At 64.2% G+C, this 17,347-nt stretch carries 15 protein-coding genes and 11 tRNA genes; 3 read left to right on the top strand and 23 right to left on the bottom strand.

Annotation, left to right across the window (positions count from 1 at the left end):
* Positions 1-52 precede the first annotated feature (52 nt).
* The 20 genes from ASD15_RS26300 to gltX all read right to left on the bottom strand — a co-directional run bounded on the left by ASD15_RS26300 (position 53) and on the right by gltX (position 10,268).
* Entirely contained in the window at positions 53-628 is a 576-nt protein-coding gene (locus ASD15_RS26300) for an elongation factor P (protein ID WP_057157976.1), read from the bottom strand.
* 150 nt (positions 629-778) lie between these two features.
* A complete protein-coding gene (earP, locus tag ASD15_RS26295; RefSeq protein WP_057158085.1) occupies positions 779-1,975 on the bottom strand; it encodes an elongation factor P maturation arginine rhamnosyltransferase EarP in 1,197 nt (398 codons plus the stop codon).
* 52 nt (positions 1,976-2,027) lie between these two features.
* Positions 2,028-2,103, bottom strand: a tRNA-Glu gene (locus tag ASD15_RS26290).
* Between the two features lie 29 nt (positions 2,104-2,132).
* A tRNA-Glu gene (locus tag ASD15_RS26285) sits at positions 2,133-2,208 on the bottom strand.
* A 68-nt stretch (positions 2,209-2,276) separates the two neighbouring features.
* Positions 2,277-2,594 carry a cytochrome C oxidase subunit IV family protein gene (locus ASD15_RS26280; RefSeq protein ID WP_057157975.1) on the bottom strand — a complete coding sequence of 106 codons (318 nt, stop codon included), beginning with the start codon at positions 2,592-2,594 and terminating at the stop codon, positions 2,277-2,279.
* Positions 2,595-2,606: 12 nt separating this feature from the next.
* The gene (locus tag ASD15_RS26275) at positions 2,607-3,284 is read right to left on the bottom strand and encodes a heme-copper oxidase subunit III family protein (RefSeq protein WP_057157974.1); all 678 of its coding nucleotides are present in this window, start codon (positions 3,282-3,284) and stop codon (positions 2,607-2,609) included.
* Between the two features lie 3 nt (positions 3,285-3,287).
* Positions 3,288-4,034, bottom strand: a complete 747-nt coding sequence (locus tag ASD15_RS26270; RefSeq protein ID WP_229418340.1) for a cytochrome c oxidase subunit 3 — start codon at positions 4,032-4,034, stop codon at positions 3,288-3,290.
* On the bottom strand, positions 4,031-5,857 hold the full coding sequence (locus ASD15_RS26265; RefSeq protein ID WP_082552158.1) for a cbb3-type cytochrome c oxidase subunit I: 1,827 nt from the start codon (positions 5,855-5,857) through the stop codon (positions 4,031-4,033). Before ASD15_RS26265 ends, ASD15_RS26270 begins: the two co-directional genes overlap by 4 nt.
* 13 nt (positions 5,858-5,870) lie before the next feature.
* Positions 5,871-7,058 carry a cytochrome c oxidase subunit II gene (locus ASD15_RS26260; protein WP_057157973.1) on the bottom strand — a complete coding sequence of 396 codons (1,188 nt, stop codon included), beginning with the start codon at positions 7,056-7,058 and terminating at the stop codon, positions 5,871-5,873.
* A gap of 93 nt (positions 7,059-7,151) precedes the next feature.
* Positions 7,152-7,643: a hypothetical protein gene (locus tag ASD15_RS26255; protein ID WP_057157972.1), complete on the bottom strand. Its 492-nt coding sequence runs from the start codon at positions 7,641-7,643 to the stop codon at positions 7,152-7,154.
* A 188-nt stretch (positions 7,644-7,831) separates the two neighbouring features.
* A tRNA-Glu gene (locus tag ASD15_RS26250) sits at positions 7,832-7,907 on the bottom strand.
* A gap of 29 nt (positions 7,908-7,936) precedes the next feature.
* A tRNA-Ala gene (locus ASD15_RS26245) sits at positions 7,937-8,012 on the bottom strand.
* A gap of 38 nt (positions 8,013-8,050) precedes the next feature.
* Positions 8,051-8,126: transfer RNA gene (locus ASD15_RS26240), tRNA-Glu, on the bottom strand.
* Positions 8,127-8,145: 19 nt separating this feature from the next.
* Positions 8,146-8,218: transfer RNA gene (locus ASD15_RS26235), tRNA-Glu, on the bottom strand.
* A gap of 29 nt (positions 8,219-8,247) precedes the next feature.
* Positions 8,248-8,323 (bottom strand) — tRNA-Ala (locus tag ASD15_RS26230).
* 35 nt (positions 8,324-8,358) lie between these two features.
* A tRNA-Glu gene (locus ASD15_RS26225) sits at positions 8,359-8,434 on the bottom strand.
* Positions 8,435-8,465: 31 nt separating this feature from the next.
* Positions 8,466-8,541 (bottom strand) — tRNA-Ala (locus ASD15_RS26220).
* A 48-nt stretch (positions 8,542-8,589) separates the two neighbouring features.
* Positions 8,590-8,665: transfer RNA gene (locus tag ASD15_RS26215), tRNA-Glu, on the bottom strand.
* A gap of 32 nt (positions 8,666-8,697) precedes the next feature.
* Positions 8,698-8,773: transfer RNA gene (locus ASD15_RS26210), tRNA-Ala, on the bottom strand.
* Between the two features lie 85 nt (positions 8,774-8,858).
* Positions 8,859-10,268 carry a glutamate--tRNA ligase gene (gene gltX, locus ASD15_RS26205; protein ID WP_057157971.1) on the bottom strand — a complete coding sequence of 470 codons (1,410 nt, stop codon included), beginning with the start codon at positions 10,266-10,268 and terminating at the stop codon, positions 8,859-8,861.
* A gap of 87 nt (positions 10,269-10,355) precedes the next feature.
* On the opposite strand from gltX, the gene ASD15_RS26200 reads away from it, so the two are divergent.
* Entirely contained in the window at positions 10,356-11,807 is a 1,452-nt protein-coding gene (locus ASD15_RS26200) for a serine hydrolase (RefSeq protein WP_162249948.1), read from the top strand.
* A 53-nt stretch (positions 11,808-11,860) separates the two neighbouring features.
* On the opposite strand, the gene ASD15_RS26195 is transcribed toward ASD15_RS26200, so the two are convergent.
* Genes ASD15_RS26195 through apbC form a run of 3 tightly spaced genes read right to left on the bottom strand, consistent with a single transcriptional unit; the run spans position 11,861 to position 14,558 of the window.
* Complete coding sequence (locus ASD15_RS26195; protein WP_200954085.1) at positions 11,861-12,259, bottom strand: DUF4399 domain-containing protein; 399 nt, start codon at positions 12,257-12,259, stop codon at positions 11,861-11,863.
* A gap of 33 nt (positions 12,260-12,292) precedes the next feature.
* A complete protein-coding gene (locus ASD15_RS26190) occupies positions 12,293-13,477 on the bottom strand; it encodes a hypothetical protein (protein WP_057157970.1) in 1,185 nt (394 codons plus the stop codon).
* A complete protein-coding gene (gene apbC, locus ASD15_RS26185) occupies positions 13,470-14,558 on the bottom strand; it encodes an iron-sulfur cluster carrier protein ApbC (protein ID WP_057157969.1) in 1,089 nt (362 codons plus the stop codon). Before apbC ends, ASD15_RS26190 begins: the two co-directional genes overlap by 8 nt.
* Before the next feature lie 133 nt (positions 14,559-14,691).
* Between apbC and metG the strand changes: the two genes are divergently transcribed.
* Together metG and ASD15_RS26175 are read left to right on the top strand one after the other, a co-directional pair.
* Entirely contained in the window at positions 14,692-16,863 is a 2,172-nt protein-coding gene (gene metG, locus ASD15_RS26180) for a methionine--tRNA ligase (protein ID WP_057157968.1), read from the top strand.
* Positions 16,864-16,867: 4 nt separating this feature from the next.
* Positions 16,868-17,347, top strand: coding sequence for a GNAT family N-acetyltransferase (locus tag ASD15_RS26175; RefSeq protein WP_057157967.1), 480 nt, complete (start codon positions 16,868-16,870; stop codon positions 17,345-17,347).

The raw sequence follows: 17,347 nt of genomic DNA, 5'->3' as shown, positions 1-17,347 counted from the left end.
GGCTTTTTTGTAGTGGCGCGGCCTTGGCTGCGCCATAAGGCTAGCTTGCAGCTTAGTTGCGAACGACGCGCTTGTATTCGTTGGTACGGGTGTCGATCTCGATCACGTCGTCCTGGGACACGAACAGCGGCACCATCACGATGTGGCGCTTGGATTCGATCGCGTTTTCGATCTTGGCTTCTTTCAGGACGTTGCCCGAAGTGTTGCCCTTGACTGCAGGCTCCGAGTAAGCAACCAGGCGCGCGATGGTGGTCGGCAGTTCTACCGAGATGGCCTTGCCATCGTAGAACACGGCTTCGCATTCCATACCGTCTTTCAGGTAGTTCAGTGCATCACCCAGGTTTTCTTCTTCGATTTCGTACTGGTTGTACTCTTCATCCATGAAGACGTACAGCGGGTCGGCGAAGTACGAGTAGGTCACTGGCTTCTTGTCCAGAACGACGACGTCGAACTTGTCGTCACCGCGGAACACGTTTTCCAGGGGTGCGTTCGTCAGAAGATTCTTCATCTTCCATTTGTAGGTGAAGCCCGTGCGGCTCGAACCGTTGACATCAGAACGCAGAACGATGAAAGGCTTGGCGTCAACCATGATGATGTTGCCAACACGAATTTCTTTTGCGGGTTTCATAGCGAGTGTACGTATAAAGTGGGTTGCGTGAAAATCATCTGTCGCCTGCTGGCTTCTAACGCCGTAAGCTCTAGTTTGATCGAGTAAAAATACCGAGTAAAAATACTTGATAGAGTAACCGGGCAGTATACCTGATTTTTGTTGCGCCGCCTACTTGAGCGACGCAGCGAAACGCAGCAGGTTTGTTGCCAAGTCGCCATGAGCGGTGATCTGCTGCTGCCACTCGGCGGCGCGGCTGGCGGCGGCCGGCATCACCGCCTGCAGCGCCGGCCACAGCGCGCGCCACTCGGCTGCCGCGTCCGGCCCGTTGTCCGCGCCTGGCGGCAGCGCGCCGTTCCAGCGCAGCGAGAACGCGTCCAGCGCGCCCGCGGCCTGCCCGGCCGGATCCGCATAACGCTGCAGGAAGGCGCCCAGTTTCTTGTGGTGCAGGTTTTCGTCCTGCGGGTAGATGTGCCACACGAAAGGCTTGCCGGCCCATTGCGCGCGCACCACGGAATCTTCGCCGCGCACAAAGTTCAGGTCGCACGCCCACAGCAGCTTGTCGTAATCCTGCTGCGGCACGAATGGCAGCACGCGCACGGTCAGCGCGCCGCTGCTGCGGACCGCGCCGGCCGCCGGAGTTGCGCCAAGGAAGGCTTGCACCGCGTCGGCGGCCACGCCTTCCGGCACCAGGCACAGCACCGGCTCGCCGCCCTGCGCCCAGGCGCTGAACAGCTCCGCCACCGGCGCGTGCGGGTAGCAGAACAGCGACACCTTGAGCGAGGCCAGCTCCGCCGGCGTGACGCCGAAGCGCGCCAGGAACTCCGCCATGGCAGCGGCATCGGACAGGAAAGCCTGGCGTTGCCCTTCGAGCGCCGATTCACGCAGCAAGCCGCCGGTCTTGGCGGTGAAGCCCGGGAAGAAGAAATGTTTCGTCAGCGGCAAGCGCGGATGCGAGGATGGCAAGGTGTGGCAGCCCTCCACCCACTCTTCCGCCGTCAAGCCTTCCAGGTTCAGCCATACCGGGCGAGGTTCACATTGCGCCATCGCGGCGATGTAGCCGGGCGGAATGTCGCAGCCGAAAAATTCGATGACGATATCGGCCACATCGGCCGGCGTAAACCCGCCGTCCTGGCCGGCCCAGTGCTGTACCGCCACGCCCGCCACCTGCTGCAGCGGCGCGCCGGTATCCACCTCGGGGCAGATGCGCTGGAAGGTCTGCAGATCGTCCACCCACAGCGTGACGGCCACGCCATGCTCGTGCCGCAGCTGGCGCGCGAGGCGCCAGCATATGCCGATATCGCCGTAGTTATCGACGACCTTGCAGAACAGCGCCAGCGTGAGGGAGGGAGTTATTTCGGTAGCCATGTCGGTAGCCATGCAAGTAACAAAAAAGCCGCACAAGGCGGCTTTCATTGTCTGGCGTCCCCACGGGGATTCGAACCCCGGTACTCACCGTGAAAGGGTGATGTCCTAGGCCTCTAGACGATGGGGACATGATCGGTACACTTTGAATATGTTGACTTGGCGTCCCCACGGGGATTCGAACCCCGGTACTCACCGTGAAAGGGTGATGTCCTAGGCCTCTAGACGATGGGGACGTCGTAAAAGCGTGCGCGAATTGTAGCATGGTAAAAGCTTGAAAATCAAGGCAACGCCATGCGAGGACTCATCCAAAATGCGTCATGCGCGTGAGGAAAGTATAGTCGCCCTCCACCATCATCAGCCACACCAGAACGATGAGCGCGGACGGCGGTATCAGGATGGTGTAGATCAGCGCCAGCCGCTCCCACTTCAGGTGCATGAAATAGGCCACGATCAAGCCGGCCTTGGCCGCCATCAGCAGCAGGATCAGGGTCCAGCGCAGATAGCCTTGCAGGTGGAAAAAGTCGACCGCGTAGGAGAAGGCGCTGAGCACGAACAGCAAGCCCCATATCTTGAAGTAGATGCCGATCGGATGCTGCGTGTGCTCGGTCACGGTGGCCATGGCCCCTCCTCCCTACCACAGGTAGAACAGCGCAAAGATGAAGACCCACACCAGGTCCACGAAGTGCCAGTACAAGCCGGCGATTTCTACAATGTCGTATTTGCCGCCGTGCGCTTCGCCGCGGCTGCGCTCGTAGTGCCCGCGCTGCACGCGGCGCGCCACGATGAGCAGGTAGATCACGCCAGCCGACACGTGCAGGCCGTGAAAGCCCGTGATCATGAAGAAGCAGGCGCCGAACTGCGCCGCGCCCATGGGATTGGACCAGGGCCGCACGCCTTCATGGATCAGCTTGGTCCACTCGAACGCTTGCATGCAGACAAACATTGCGCCGAACACGGCGGTGATAAGCATCAGCCGCGCAGCCACGGCGCGCTCGCCCCGGTAGGCGTAGTTGACCGCCATGGCCATGGTGCCGCTGCTGGTGATCAGCACGAAAGTCATGATGGCGATCAGTATCAGCGGCAGATTGGTACCGGCTATGGTCAGCGCGAACACCTCGCTGGGATTGGGCCAGGCGGCAGTGGCCGACAGGCGCACCGTCATGTATCCGGTAAGAAAGCTGCCGAAGATGAAGGTGTCGCTGAGCAGGAAGATCCACATCATCAGCTTGCCCCACGGCACCTGGTAGGCGACCTGGTCGGCCGAGAAGTCGCTGACCAGGCCCTGCAAGCCGTCACTCGGCGTATTCATGGTTCACCTCGCTTGCGGCGGCCGGATGCCGACGCTTTCACACACCACCTGCACCAGGTCCGGCGTGACCAGGAACAGCAGCGCAAACAATCCCAGCCACAGCAACAGCAAGAAATGCCAGTAACGCGCGCACAGCGCGGCATGCGCTGCGAAGGTGGCGAACGCGGCCTTGCCGCGCCTGGCGGAGACGCCGGCCAGGACCGCCGCCACCAGGCCGCCGCACACGTGCAGGCCATGCAAGCCGGTCAGCAGGTAGAAGAAGCTGCTGGCCGGATTGCCGTTGACGGTGACGTTCATGGCCGTCATGGCTTGCCAGGCCCACAGCTGCACCGCCAGGAAGGCCAGCGACAAGGCGCACGCCAGCAGCCCCGCGCGCCGGGCCGCACCGTCGCCTGCCGCGCCGGCCCTGGGTCCGCGCTCGATGTCCGCGCTGTCCGTCCAGTCCGCCATACGCGCCCTGCCCTGCTGCGCCGCGCGCCGCGCCAACTCCCACGCTGCGCTGGCAAGCGCCAGCACCGCCGTACTCAGCCACAGCTGCCACGGAATGTAGCGCAGCGGCTGCCAGTCGGCCGTCGCCATCCGCATCACGTAGGCGACGCTGAACAGCATGAACAGCGACGTCACCACCGCCATGAAGACCCACAGGCCGACCTTGCGCGCGCCGGGCCCGTCCGGTCCATCCCGTCTGGCCAACCCGCCGTCGCCGGCGCCGCCCGCCATCGGCGCCTGCATGCCGGACGCGGCGCTCACGCCACACCTCCGCCGGCCACTGGCCGCGCGCCGGGGATGCCGCCCGGGGATCCGGCCGGCGCACCGGGAGGATCATCGTCCGGCCCCACGTTTTGCGCAATGTAGTCGCTGTCGCCGGTCTGCTGGCCATAGTCGTACGCGCCGCGGTACACCACCGGCAGCTGCGGCCCCCAGTTGCCGTGCGCCGGCGGCGTCTGCGGCGTAAACCACTCCAGGCTGGCCGCGCGCCACGGATTGCCGTCCGCCACCTTGCCCTTGAAGGTGCTATGGGCGAGATTGAAGATAAACAGCAACTGCGCCACGCCCACCACCAGCGCGGCGATGGTGATGAACTCGTTCATCAGCTGCGCCGACGGCGGGATGAAGGCGTAGTTGTCATAGGCGTAGTAGCGGCGCGGCATGCCCAGCACCCCGAGATAGTGCATGGGGAAGAAAATCGCGTAAGCGCCCAGGAAGGTGATCCAGAAATGCAGCCTGCCCAGGGTGTCGTTGTACATGCGGCCGCTGATCTTCGGGTACCAGTGGTAAATCCCGCCGAACACCGCCAGTACAGGCGACACGCCCATCACCATGTGGAAGTGCGCCACCACGAAATAGGTGTTCGACAGCGGGATATCGACGCTGACATTGCCGAGGAATAGCCCGGTCACGCCGCCCAGCACGAAGGTGCTGATGAAGCCCAGCGCGAACAGCATGGGCACGGTCATGTGTATGTCGCCGCGCCACAGGGTCAGCGTCCAGTTGTAGACCTTGATGGCGGTCGGCACCGCGATGATCAGGGTGGTGGTGGCGAAGAAGAAGCCGAACAGCGGATGCATGCCGCTCACGTACATATGGTGCGCCCACACGACGAAGCTCAGCCCGCCGATGATCACGATGGCCCACACCATCATGCGGTAGCCGAAGATGCACTTGCGCGCGTGCACGCTGATCAGGTCGGAGATGATGCCGAAGGCGGGCAAGGCCACGATATACACCTCGGGGTGGCCAAAGAACCAGAACAGGTGCTGGAACAGCAGGGGGCTGCCGCCCTGGTGCGCCAGGTGCTGGCCCATGGACACGACGGCCGGCATGAAGAAGCTGCTGCCCAGCGTCTTATCGAACAGCATCATCACGCCGCTGACGAACAGCGCGGGAAAGGCCAGCAGCGCCAGGATGGTGGCCACGAAAATGCCCCACACGGTAAGCGGCATGCGCATCAGCGTCATGCCGCGCGTGCGCGCCTGCAGGATGGTGGTGACGTAGTTCAGGCCGCCCATGGTGGCGGCCGCGATGAACACCACCAGCGAGATCAGCATCACGATGATGCCCCACTCCACGCCCGGCGTGCCCTGCAAGATCGCCTGGGGCGGATACAGCGTCCAGCCTGCGCCGGTGGGCCCGCCGGGCACGAAGAAGCTGCCGATCAGGATCAAGACCGACAGCAAATAGAACCAGAAGCTGAGCATGTTCAGGAAGGGAAACACCATGTCGCGCGCCCCCACCATCAGCGGGATCAGGTAGTTGCCGAAGCCGCCCAGGAACAGCGCGGTCAGCAGGTACACCACCATGATCATGCCGTGCATGGTGATGAACTGGTAGTAGCTGGACGCGTCGATGAAGGAGAACTTGCCGGGATAGCCCAGCTGCAGCCGCATCAGGTCCGACAGCACCAGCCCGATCAGCCCCACCACGATGGCCGTCAGCGCGTACTGCACCGCGATCACCTTGTGGTCCTGGCTCCACACGTACTTGGTGACCCAGCTTTGGGGGCCATGGTCGTGGCCGCCATGGTCGTCACCGTGCCCATCGTGCCCGCTGCCGTGTCCGTTGCCATATGCCATCGCAACCTCCGCCTTACTTCACAGTCTTGATGTAGTCCACCATTGCCGCCAGCTCCGCCTCGGTGTGCGGCTGCTGCGGCATGATGGGTGGGAAACCGCGCACGATGGCCGCCTTGGGATCGGCGATGGACTGCTTCAGGTAGGCATCGTCCGCCACGGCGCTCTTGCCGCTGTCCAGTGTTTCAGTCTTGCCGTACAAGCCCTTCCAGGTCGGCCCCACGCCGGGACTGCCGTCCACGCTGTGGCAGGCCATGCAGCCGCGCGCCTGCGCCAGCAGCTTGCCTTGCGCAGCCGTATCGCTGGCCGGCGCGCTCTCGCCGGCGCCGGCCGTGCCGGCCGCCGTGCCTTCCGCGCCCGCCGCGCCGGCGCCGGCGGCAGCGGCGGCAACCCCGGTGCCGCCCGCCGCCCCGGCCCGCATCCTGGCCGCGAAGGTCGGCTGCGCCGCCAGCCATTTCGCATACGCCGCGTCGTCCTCGACCACCACGTAGCCGCGCATATTGGCGTGCCCGATGCCGCACAGTTGGGCGCACATCACTTCGAAGCGGCCGGTGCGCGTGGGGGTAAACCAGAACGACGTGACCATGCCCGGCACCATATTCATGCGGGTGCGGAACTGCGGCACATAGAAGTCATGCAGCACGTCCTGCGAGCGCAGCAGCACCTTGACCGGCCGGTCGAGCGGAATGTGGATTTCCTGCGTGTCGACCAGCACGTCGTCCTGGCCGTAGGGATCCTTGGCGTTCACGCCGAAGGGGTTTTCGGGGCTGATGTGGGTGACGTCGGTCTGCCCCATGCGGCCGTCCTTGCCGGGCAGCCGGTAATGCCATTGCCATTGCTGCCCCATCACTTCGAACTGCATCGCATGGTCCGGCGCCGTGATCAGCTTGGCATACACGTCCAGGCCGGGCGCCAGCATGATGACGATGCCCACCGTCGTCACGCCGATCAGCCACCATTCGAGCTTCTTGCTGCCGTGCTCCGCGGACGCGCGCACGCCGTCGCGGTGACGGAACTTGATCACCGCGTAGGCCACGAACAGATTGATGATGACGAAGATGGCGCCGGTAATCACCAGCGTCAGCATCAGGGCGTCGTCCATTGCCTGCCAGTTCGACGCCAGCGGAGTGAGCCACCATGGGCTCCAGAAGTGGAACGCAAGCGTACCCACCACGATCAGGATCAAAGCCAGTGCCAACGCCATAAGCCGCCCCGTTTCTGTCAGATGTTTCGCTCTAAGCCATGTGCAACTGGTGCCCTACAACATGCTCAACGAACCACGCAACAACGGTGCTGATTACGGTTTTTCCATCCTGCGGTAAATATAGGCGGCCGACATGCCGAACACCACATGGCCCACTGCGGTCGCCCAGCCGCGCATCTCGGCGAACCACGAGAACGCGCCGGACATGCCGTAGAAATTCAGCACGTACAGCACCAGCCCGAATACCGCGCCGGCCAGCAGCACCATGCCGGTACTCGAATCGAGCTGGAACGGCGCGATGATGGCTGCCAGCATGATGCCGAACATGATGCCGAGCACATAGTGGACCACCAGCGCGGCCGCCAGCAGGCCGAATATATAGCCGGTGGACTGCAGCGCCTCCCAGCCGAGCACCATGGCGGCGACCATGTGCGTCACCTGCCACGGATCGGGCACGCCCGCCAGCGCGGCCCAGGCCACTTCCAGTACCATGAGGATACCGCCGGCGCCAAAGCCGGCTACCGCCGCGGCCGCCCAGTCAGGCTGGCGCGCCACCCAGCGGTGCGAGTGCATATGGAGTTCCATGTCCGTCTCCCTTTTGATAGGCGGCTACGGTGGCCACCCTCGTCCAGTGTAGAACAGTTTCGCCAACATGCAATCTCGTTAAGCTTGTGCGCAGATACAGGACAATGAGAGGGGAAACCGGCGTGCGAGAACGAAAAAAGCCGCCCGTGGCAGCTTGCTTGTCGACTAACTGTGATGTTTGCCAGAACTGGCGTCCCCACGGGGATTCGAACCCCGGTACTCACCGTGAAAGGGTGATGTCCTAGGCCTCTAGACGATGGGGACCTGGAACTTCCGATGTGCTTCTGCGCTGTTGGTGGAGGTAAGCGGGATCGAACCGCTGACCTCTTGCATGCCATGCAAGCGCTCTCCCAGCTGAGCTATACCCCCCGGGCGCAGAAACAATGCTACTGCAATTACTGTAAAACTGGCGTCCCCACGGGGATTCGAACCCCGGTACTCACCGTGAAAGGGTGATGTCCTAGGCCTCTAGACGATGGGGACCTGGAACTTCCGATGTGCTTGTCCCCACGGGGATTCGAACCCCGGTACTCACCGTGAAAGGGTGATGTCCTAGGCCTCTAGACGATGGGGACCTGGAACTTCCGATGTGCTTCTGCGCTGTTGGTGGAGGTAAGCGGGATCGAACCGCTGACCTCTTGCATGCCATGCAAGCGCTCTCCCAGCTGAGCTATACCCCCCGGGCGCAGAAAACATTTACTCTTTTTGCCATTGCTGGCGTCCCCACGGGGATTCGAACCCCGGTACTCACCGTGAAAGGGTGATGTCCTAGGCCTCTAGACGATGGGGACCTTGGAACTGCCGAACAACCTCTTCTATGCTTGGTGGAGGTAAGCGGGATCGAACCGCTGACCTCTTGCATGCCATGCAAGCGCTCTCCCAGCTGAGCTATACCCCCTCTGGCACAGAAAATTTACTACCTACTGCCGGCCAGCCTTGGCGAAGCTGGCGTCCCCACGGGGATTCGAACCCCGGTACTCACCGTGAAAGGGTGATGTCCTAGGCCTCTAGACGATGGGGACCTTGGAACTGCCGTACTGCTTTCCCTGCAAACTGGTGGAGGTAAGCGGGATCGAACCGCTGACCTCTTGCATGCCATGCAAGCGCTCTCCCAGCTGAGCTATACCCCCGTTTGCGCGAGAGACAAGAGTATAGCAGAGGCGCCGTATTATGCAAATACCCTTTTGCAACTTTGCCCCTGCTTCAAGAAATAAATCAGAGGAACTTTGACATGCGCGCCACAACCGTGTCGCGGCCGAAGATTTCCAGCACCGCGTCGATGGCCGGCGTCTGCAGCTGGCCGGTGACGAACAGGCGCAGCGGCATGGCGATCTGCGGCATCTTCAAGCCGTGCGCGGCCAGCACGTCCTTGATCATGGCGGCCAGCGCGGCCTTGTTCCACTCCACGGTTTTGCAGCGCTCGGCGAAGTCGGCCAGCGCCGGCTGGACGGCGTCGGTCACGTGCTGGGCCAGCAGCGCGGCGTCCGGCTGCGGCGCGCGGTAGAACAGCATGGCGGCATCGGCCAGCTCGTTGACCGTATTGGTGCGCTCCTTCAGCAAGCCCAGCACCACCGGCAGCGCCGGCGCGCCGTCGAACACGGCGCCGCCGGCCAGCATGCGCGGCTTGGCCAGTCCGGCCAGGCGCGCATTGTCGGCCTGCTTGATATAGTGGTTGTTCAGCCAGTTCAGCTTTTCAATGTTGAACTGCGCGGCCGAGTTGCTCAGGTGCGTGCCGTCGAACCATGCGCACACCTGCTCCATCGAGAACACTTCGTCGTCGCCGTGGCTCCAGCCCAGGCGCGCCAGGTAATTCAAAATGGCTTCCGGCAGATAGCCTTCCGCTGGATACTGCATGACGTTGACGGCATCCTTGCGCTTGGACATCTTGGCGCCGTCCGAGCCCAGTATCATCGGCAGGTGGCCGTACTGCGGCAGCGGCGCACCAATGGCGCGCAGGATGTTGATCTGGCGCGGGGTGTTGTTGACGTGGTCGTCGCCGCGCAGGACATGGGTGATTTCCATGTCCAGGTCGTCGATGGCAACGCAGAAGTTGTACGTCGGCGTGCCGTCCGGACGCGCGATCACCAGATCGTCCAGTTCTTTATTGCCGATGGTGATGGTGCCTTTGACGAAATCGTTCCACGTCACTTCGCCGTCCAGCGGGTTCTTGAAGCGCACCACCGGCTTGCGCCCTTCCGGGATGGCGGGCAGGGTCTTGCCTGCCTCCGGACGCCAGGTGCCGTCGTAGCGCGGCTTTTCGCCGGCCGCGGCGGCCTTGTCGCGCATGGCCTGCACTTCTTCCGGCGACGAGTAGCAATGGTAGGCCGTGCCGGCGGCCAGCATCTGGCCCACCACTTCGCGGTAGCGGTCCATGCGCTGCATCTGGTAGAACGGACCTTCGTCATGATTCAAGCCCAGCCAAGCCATGCCTTCGATGATGGCCTGCACCGCTTCCGGGGTCGACCGCTCCAGGTCGGTATCCTCGATGCGCAGCACGAAGGTGCCGCCGAAGTGGCGCGCGTAAGCCCAGGAATACAGCGCGGTGCGGGCGCCGCCGAGGTGCAGATAGCCGGTCGGGCTGGGAGCGAAACGGGTACGGACGGGAGTTGCAGGTGTGGTGGTCATCTCTGGACTGAAGCAAATGGATTAAACGGGTATTTTAACCCGCCTATGGTTATATACTCGAACCAAACCACTACAAAGGAGCCCGCCTTGCATCCACGCACCCGCCTGTACGCCGCCATCGGCCTGCTGTCCGCCCTGCCGGCAATGACCGCCATGACTGCCTTCGCTGCGGAAGATCCGCTGCAGCAGCGCATCGCCAGAGTGGAACAGGGCTTGCTGCCGGCCATCGCGCTGGAAGGCGCACCGCCGGCCCGGCGCAAGCTGGCCGACGAGATGGCGCGGCTGGGTGTGCCGGGCGTGAGCATCGCGGTGATCCACGGCGGCGAGGTTGAATGGGCCAAGGCCTACGGCGTGGTCACGCCGGGCGGCGCGCCGGTGACCACCTCCACGCTGTTCCAGGCCGCCTCCATCAGCAAACCGGTGGCCGCCATGGGTGCACTCAAGATGGTGGAGGAAGGCAAACTGGAGCTGGACCGCGACGTCAACAGCTACACCGCGCTGTGGAAGCTGCCCAAGGACGCCGACAACAACCCCGTCACGCTGCGCCAGCTGCTGTCGCACACGGCCGGCACCACGGGGCACGGCTTCCCCGGCTACGCCGCCGGCGCGCCGCTGCCGACGCTGGTGCAGATCCTGAACGGCGCCAAGCCCGCCAACACCGGCGGCGTGCATGTCAACGCGCGCCCCGGCAGCCGCTGGCGCTACTCCGGCGGCGGCTACCAGGTGGTGCAGTACGTGATGACGGAGCGCAGCAAGACGCCGTTTGCCGACCTGATGCAAGAGAAGGTACTCAAGCCGCTGGCGATGACGGACAGCACCTTCGCCCAGCCGCTGCCGCAGCCCCTGCTGGCGCGCGCCGCCCTGCCGCACGACCGCAGCGGCAAGCCGATTCCAGGCGGCCCGCACACCTATCCCGAGCAGGCTGCGGCCGGCCTGTGGACCACGCCGTCCGACCTGGCCAAGTTCGCCCTTGAAACGCGGCGTTCGGCCGCCGGCCAGTCCAACGCGGTGCTGTCGCAAGCCATGACTTATCTGATGTTGACGCCGGTGATGCAGAACTATGGACTCGGCCTGGGCATCGAGGGCGACGGCCAGACGCAAAGCTTCGGCCACGGCGGCTCCAATGCTGGCTATCGCGCGCGCATGACAGCCTATACGGAGCGCGGCGACGGCATCGTGGTCATGACCAACGGCGACGGCGGGGATGAGCTGGCGGGCGCACTGGTGCGCGCGGTGGCGGCGGAATACGGCTGGCCCACCATGGGCGCCAAGGTGCGCCGCAATGTGGCGCTGACAGCGGATGCGCTGGCCACGCTGCCGGGCAGGTATGTGATTGCAGGCGAGGGCTTCACCATCCGGCGCGCGGGCGACGGGCTGGTGGTCGAACTGGGGAACGGAACCAGCGAAACGCTGCTGGCGGCGCCGAGCGGTAGCTATTTCATGCAGTCCCGCGAAGCAGAGCTGCACTTCAGCGGCAAGGATGCCGGCCGTTACACGCACGGCACGACCGAGATACCGTTTACCCGCGCCAAGGATTAAGCGCCGGTCTGGCGGGCCGGGCGCGGAGCGCCCCAACCCGCCAACGCGGCCGCTTACTTGACCGTCACGTTGATCGTCTTGCTGGCGCCCGGGCCATAGGATTGGTGGGCGCCGTTGGCGAACTGCATGGTCAGCTTGTATTGTCCGGGCGGCAGCTTCACCTCGGCTTCAGTCTGGCCTTTGCCGAAATGCAGGTGCGTGTCGTCGAAGGGAATCGATTCGCCGGCCTTGATGCTGCTGCCGTTGATGATCAGGTGGTGGTGGCCGGTGTTGGCGGCCATCTCGCCGGCCGGCTTGACTTCCATGCCGCTGACCGCGAACTTCACCTTGAACGGGCTGCCGACCACCGCGCCGTCGGCCGGCTCGGCGAAGGACACCGCCTGCGCCGCAGCGCCAAAACTGGCGCCGCCCAGTGCCAGCGCCAACAAGGCGCGCTTCAGGAATTTCTGCATAAACTCTCCTAATCGTTGTTTCCCATCGTTGGATTACTTCTTGCCGAGTATCGGCCCTGCGTATTTCATCACCAGGCCTTTGGGACCGACCGCCCAGCCCACGGCGGGCGATGCGAAGCCGACCGTGTTCACCGGCGTGCGGTCCAGGATGACCCAGCTTTTGCCGCCGTCGTTACTGTAGCCGGAACCGGCCAGCCCGGCCGCCACGAAGGCGTCCGCCGCGCCGCGCACGGGCACCACCACCGACATGTAACCGGTCGGCAGGATGGGGGCGGGGCTCCAGCTGGCGCCGCCGTCTTCGGTGCGGGCGCCGTTCACGGTCGCCATCGAGGTTTCCTTGTAGTCGCCGCCGGCCGCCAGGCCCACTTTGCCATCGCGGAAGCCGACCGAGAAAATGCCGCGCGCGGGCGCGCCGGCCGGCATCGGCACCGCCGAGGCGCGCCAGGTGCGGCCACGGTCGGAAGAATGGAATACGCGGGCGTGCTCGGCGCCGCCGGTGGAAAACCAGGCGTCGGTACTGCCGGCCACCGTCAGGCAAGTGCCGCTGGCGGCAAACGCGCCCTCATTGGGTAAGGACGCCAGTCCTTTCGCGTCGGCCACCGGCTGCCAGGTGGCGCCGCCGTCCGCCGTCAGCAGCACCTGGAAGGCGCCCTTGACCGGGTCGCCGAACACGATGCCGTGTTTCGCGTCCCAGAAGGCGATCGCATCCCAGAAACCTTCGGCGTCGGGATTGGTGATCTGCAGCTTCCAGCTCGCGCCGCCGTCCGTGGTGCGGTAGATGCGCGAAGCCGCGCCGGGGCCGGCGCTCATGGCGATGGCGGTGTTCGCGTCCACGGCGTGGATGTCGCGCAAGTCCAGCTTGTCGGCGTCGGGCACGGACCGCTGCTGCCAGGAGACGCCGTCCACCGTGCGCAGCACCGTCCCCTTGGCGCCGCTGGCCCAGGCCACCGTCTCGCTCACCACGGACAGGCCGCGCAGCTCGGCGCTGGTGCCGCTGGCCAGCGGCTGCCAGCCCGCAGCCTGCACCAGCGCCTGCCCCACGGCCGAAGGCGGCGGCAACGGCAAGCCGCGCGGGGCGCCGGCCGCGTCCTGCGCCATGGCGCATCCCGGCACGGCGAACGCCGCCAGCGCCAGCGCCGCCACGGATGCCACGGACGCCAGCCCGGCACCTGCGGCCTGCGCGGCGCAGCCCGCCGCCGGCGTTGAGCGCCTAATCATTCTTGATCACGATGCTGGGGAACTTGCTGGTCATGTCCTTCGCCTTTTCCGCGACTTTTACCGCAATTTTGCGGGCGATTTGCTTGTAGACGGCGGCAACCGGGCCGTCCGGCTCGGCCACCACGGTCGGCTTGCCGGAGTCGGTCTGCTCGCGGATGGCCATCGTCAACGGCAGCGAGCCGAGGTACTCGGCGCCGAAGTCGGCGCACATCTTGGCGCCGCCGCCATGGCCGAAGATATGCTCCTCATGGCCGCAGTTCGAGCAGATATGCGTGCTCATGTTCTCCACCACGCCCAGGATGGGGATGCCCACCTTTTCGAACATCTTCAAGCCCTTGCGCGCGTCCAGCAGCGCAATGTCCTGCGGCGTGGTGACGATGACCGCGCCGGTGACCGGCACTTTCTGCGACAAGGTCAGCTGGATATCGCCGGTGCCGGGCGGCATATCCACCACCAGGTAGTCCAGGTCGCGCCAGTTGGTCTGCTCCAGCAACTGCTGCAGCGCCTGCGTGACCATCGGACCGCGCCACACCATGGGCTCGTCCGGATCGATCATGAAACCGATCGACGACACCTGCAGGCCGTGGTTTTCCAGCGGCTCCATGGTCTTGCCGTCCTTGCTCTCCGGGCGGCCGCTGATGCCCAGCATCATCGGCTGCGACGGGCCGTAGATGTCCGCGTCCAGCACGCCGACCGACGCGCCTTCGGCCGCCAGCGCCAGCGCCAGGTTGACTGCCGTGGTCGATTTGCCAACACCGCCCTTGCCGGAAGCCACCGCGATGATGTTTTTCACGTTCGGCATCAGCTTCAGGCCGCGCTGCACCGTGTGCGAAATGATCTTGCTGTATACATTAGCGGACACCTTGCCCACGCCCGGCAGCGCCGCCACGGCGTCCGTCACGCTGGCGCGGATGGCGTCCACCTGGCTCTTGGCCGGATAACCCAGCTCGATGTCGAAGGAAACGTCGGCGCCGTCCACCTTCAGGTTGCGCACTTCCTTCGAGGTGCAGTAATCCTTGCCCGTGTTCGGGTCTGTAACTTTAGACAATGCCGCTTTGACGTCTTCTACCGTGATGCTCATCTGAATCTCCGTAAGTGATCCCGCAGTCTAGCGCAAAATAGACAGAAAAACAGCGTGCCGTCCCCGTCCCGGTGCGCATCGGCGGCCAGCGCTGGTAAAATGCTCTTTTTCCCACCAACAAAGTGCATCAATCATGACCCGCAAGCTGTTCGTCACTACTGCCCTGCCCTACGCAAACGCTGCCTTCCACATCGGCCATATGATGGAGTACATCCAGGCCGACATCTGGGTCCGTTTCCAGCGAATGCAGCGCGAAGGCGACGGTCTGCGCGAAGTGCACTTTGTCGGCGCCGACGACACCCACGGCACGCCGATCATGATCGCTGCCGAAAAAGAAGGCATCACGCCGCAGGAATTCGTGGCCAAGATCGCCGCCGGCCGCGCGCAGTACCTGGACGGCTTCCATATCGCCTTCGACAACTGGTATTCGACCGATTCGCCGGAAAACGTGGAGCTGTCGCAAGGCATCTACCGCAAGCTGCGCGACACCGGCCTGATCGCCACCAAGATCGTCGACCGCTTCTTCGACCCGGTCAAGGGCATGTTCCTGGCCGACCGCAACATCAAGGGCGAATGCCCGAAGTGCGGCGCCAAGGACCAGTACGGCGACAATTGCGAAGTGTGCGGCGCGGCCTACCAGCCGACCGAACTGGTGAATCCGTTCTCCGTGTTCACCAACGCCACCCCGATCCTGAAGCCGTCGGAGCAGTACTTCTTCAAGCTGTCCGACCCGCGCTGCTTCGAGTTCCTGCGCGACTGGCTCAACACGCCCGGCCGCTTGCAGCCGGAAATGGTCAACAAGGTCAGCGAATGGCTGGGCGAAGCCGGCGAGAAGCTGGCCGACTGGGACATTTCGCGCGACGCGCCCTATTTCGGCATCCCGATCCCGGACGCGCCGGGCAAGTTCTTCTACGTCTGGCTGGACGCGCCGGTCGGCTACCTGGCCAGCCTGAAGAACTACTGCGAGAAGAAAGGCATCGACTTCAACGCACTGCTGAACGACGAAGGCACCGAGCAGATCCACTTCATCGGCAAGGACATCGTGTCCTTCCACCTGCTGTTCTGGCCGGCCATGCTCAAGTTCGCCGACCACCCGGTGATCGACAAGCTGAAAGTCAACGTGCACGGCCACCTGACCGTCAACAACGAAAAGATGTCCAAGTCGCGCGGCACCGGCATTTCGCCGCTGCGCTACCTGAACCTGGGCATGAACCCGGAATGGCTGCGCTACTACATCGCCTTCAAGCTGAACGCCAAGGTGGAAGACCTGGACTTCACCGGCGACGACTTCGTGGCCCGCGTGAACTCGGACCTGATCGGCAAATACGTCAACATCGCCAGCCGCTGCGCCGGCTTCATCAACAAGAAGTTCGACGGCAAGCTGGCCTCCAGCCTGTCCGACAACGCCATGGGCTGGATCAAGCGCGCGCTGAGCACCGCCGACGGCGCCGAGCGCCAGGCCAGCATCGCCGCCAACTTCGAGAACCGTGAATTCGGCAAGGCGCTGCGCGAAATCATGGAGATCGCCGACGTCACCAACCAGTACGTCGACGAGAACAAGCCATGGGCGCTGGCCAAGGACGAGTCCAAGGCCGCCGCGCTGCACGAGGTGTGCACCACCGCGCTGATCCTGTTCCGCCAGCTGACCATCCTGCTGTCGCCGGTGCTGCCGGGCGTGGCCGCCAACGTGAGCCGTTTCCTCAACGACGACAAGCTGGTCTGGGCCGACACCGGGCTGGCCTCGGGCGCGGCCTTCCAGCCCATGCTGGGCCGCACCATCGGCGCCTACAACCACCTGATGACCCGCGTCGACGCCAAGATGATCGAAGACCTGTTCGACGCGCAGAACCAGATCGCCGCCGCCGGCAGCGCGCCGGCGGTTGCCGCAGCCAAGCCTGCCAAGGCGCCGAAAGCGCCGCCGCTGGAACCGCTGGTGGCCAAGCACGGCGTGGAAGCGCTGGCGCCGGAAATCGCGATCGACGACTTCATGAAGGTCGACCTGCGCATCGCAAAAATCGTCAATTGCGAGCACGTGGAAGGGTCGGACAAGCTGCTGCGCCTGACCCTGGACGCAGGCGAAAGCCGCCACCGCAACGTCTTCTCCGGCATCAAGTCGATGTACCAGCCGGAAGACCTGATCGGCAAACTGACGGTACTGGTGGCCAACCTGGCGCCGCGCAAGATGAAGTTCGGCATCTCGGAAGGCATGGTCATGGCGGCTTCGGCGGCCGATGAAAACAGCAAGCCGGGCATCTACATCCTGAACCCGTGGCCTGGCGCCGAACCGGGCATGCGCATCCGCTAAGCATATGAACATAGTCGTACGTGAAGCAACGGATGACGATGCCAAACTGATTGCCGAGCTCACGCGCGCCGCGTGGGCCGGCAAGGTCAGCGTCACATCCAGTGGCCACCGTGAAACCGCCGTACTCGTCACGCAGCATTTGCGCGACGGCGGCGGTTTTATTTTACTGGTGGACGACGTGCCGGTGGGTTCGGTGCGCTGGCTGCCGCTGGAAACAGAAACCCACATCTGGGAAATCCTGCGCATGGGCGTGCTGCCCGCCTGGCGCGGCAAGAACATCTCCCAGCACCTGCTGGAAGCGGTCATCCACCATGGCCTGGAAACCGGTGTGGAAGAACTGCGCATGGCGGTGCGCGCCGACCAGCCCAAGCTGATCGACTTCTACACCGCCTTCGAGTTCGAACTGGCGGAGGAGCTGGAATATACCCACGCCAACCCGCTGGAACCGGCGCCCTTTGTCATGCGGCGCCTGCTGAAGTACTGA

The sequence above is a fragment of the Massilia sp. Root351 genome, assembly GCF_001425045.1.
Lineage (GTDB): Bacteria > Pseudomonadota > Gammaproteobacteria > Burkholderiales > Burkholderiaceae_D > Rugamonas.
The sequence above is the reverse complement of the archived record's forward strand: the minus strand, read 5'-3'. Positions and strand labels throughout refer to the sequence as shown.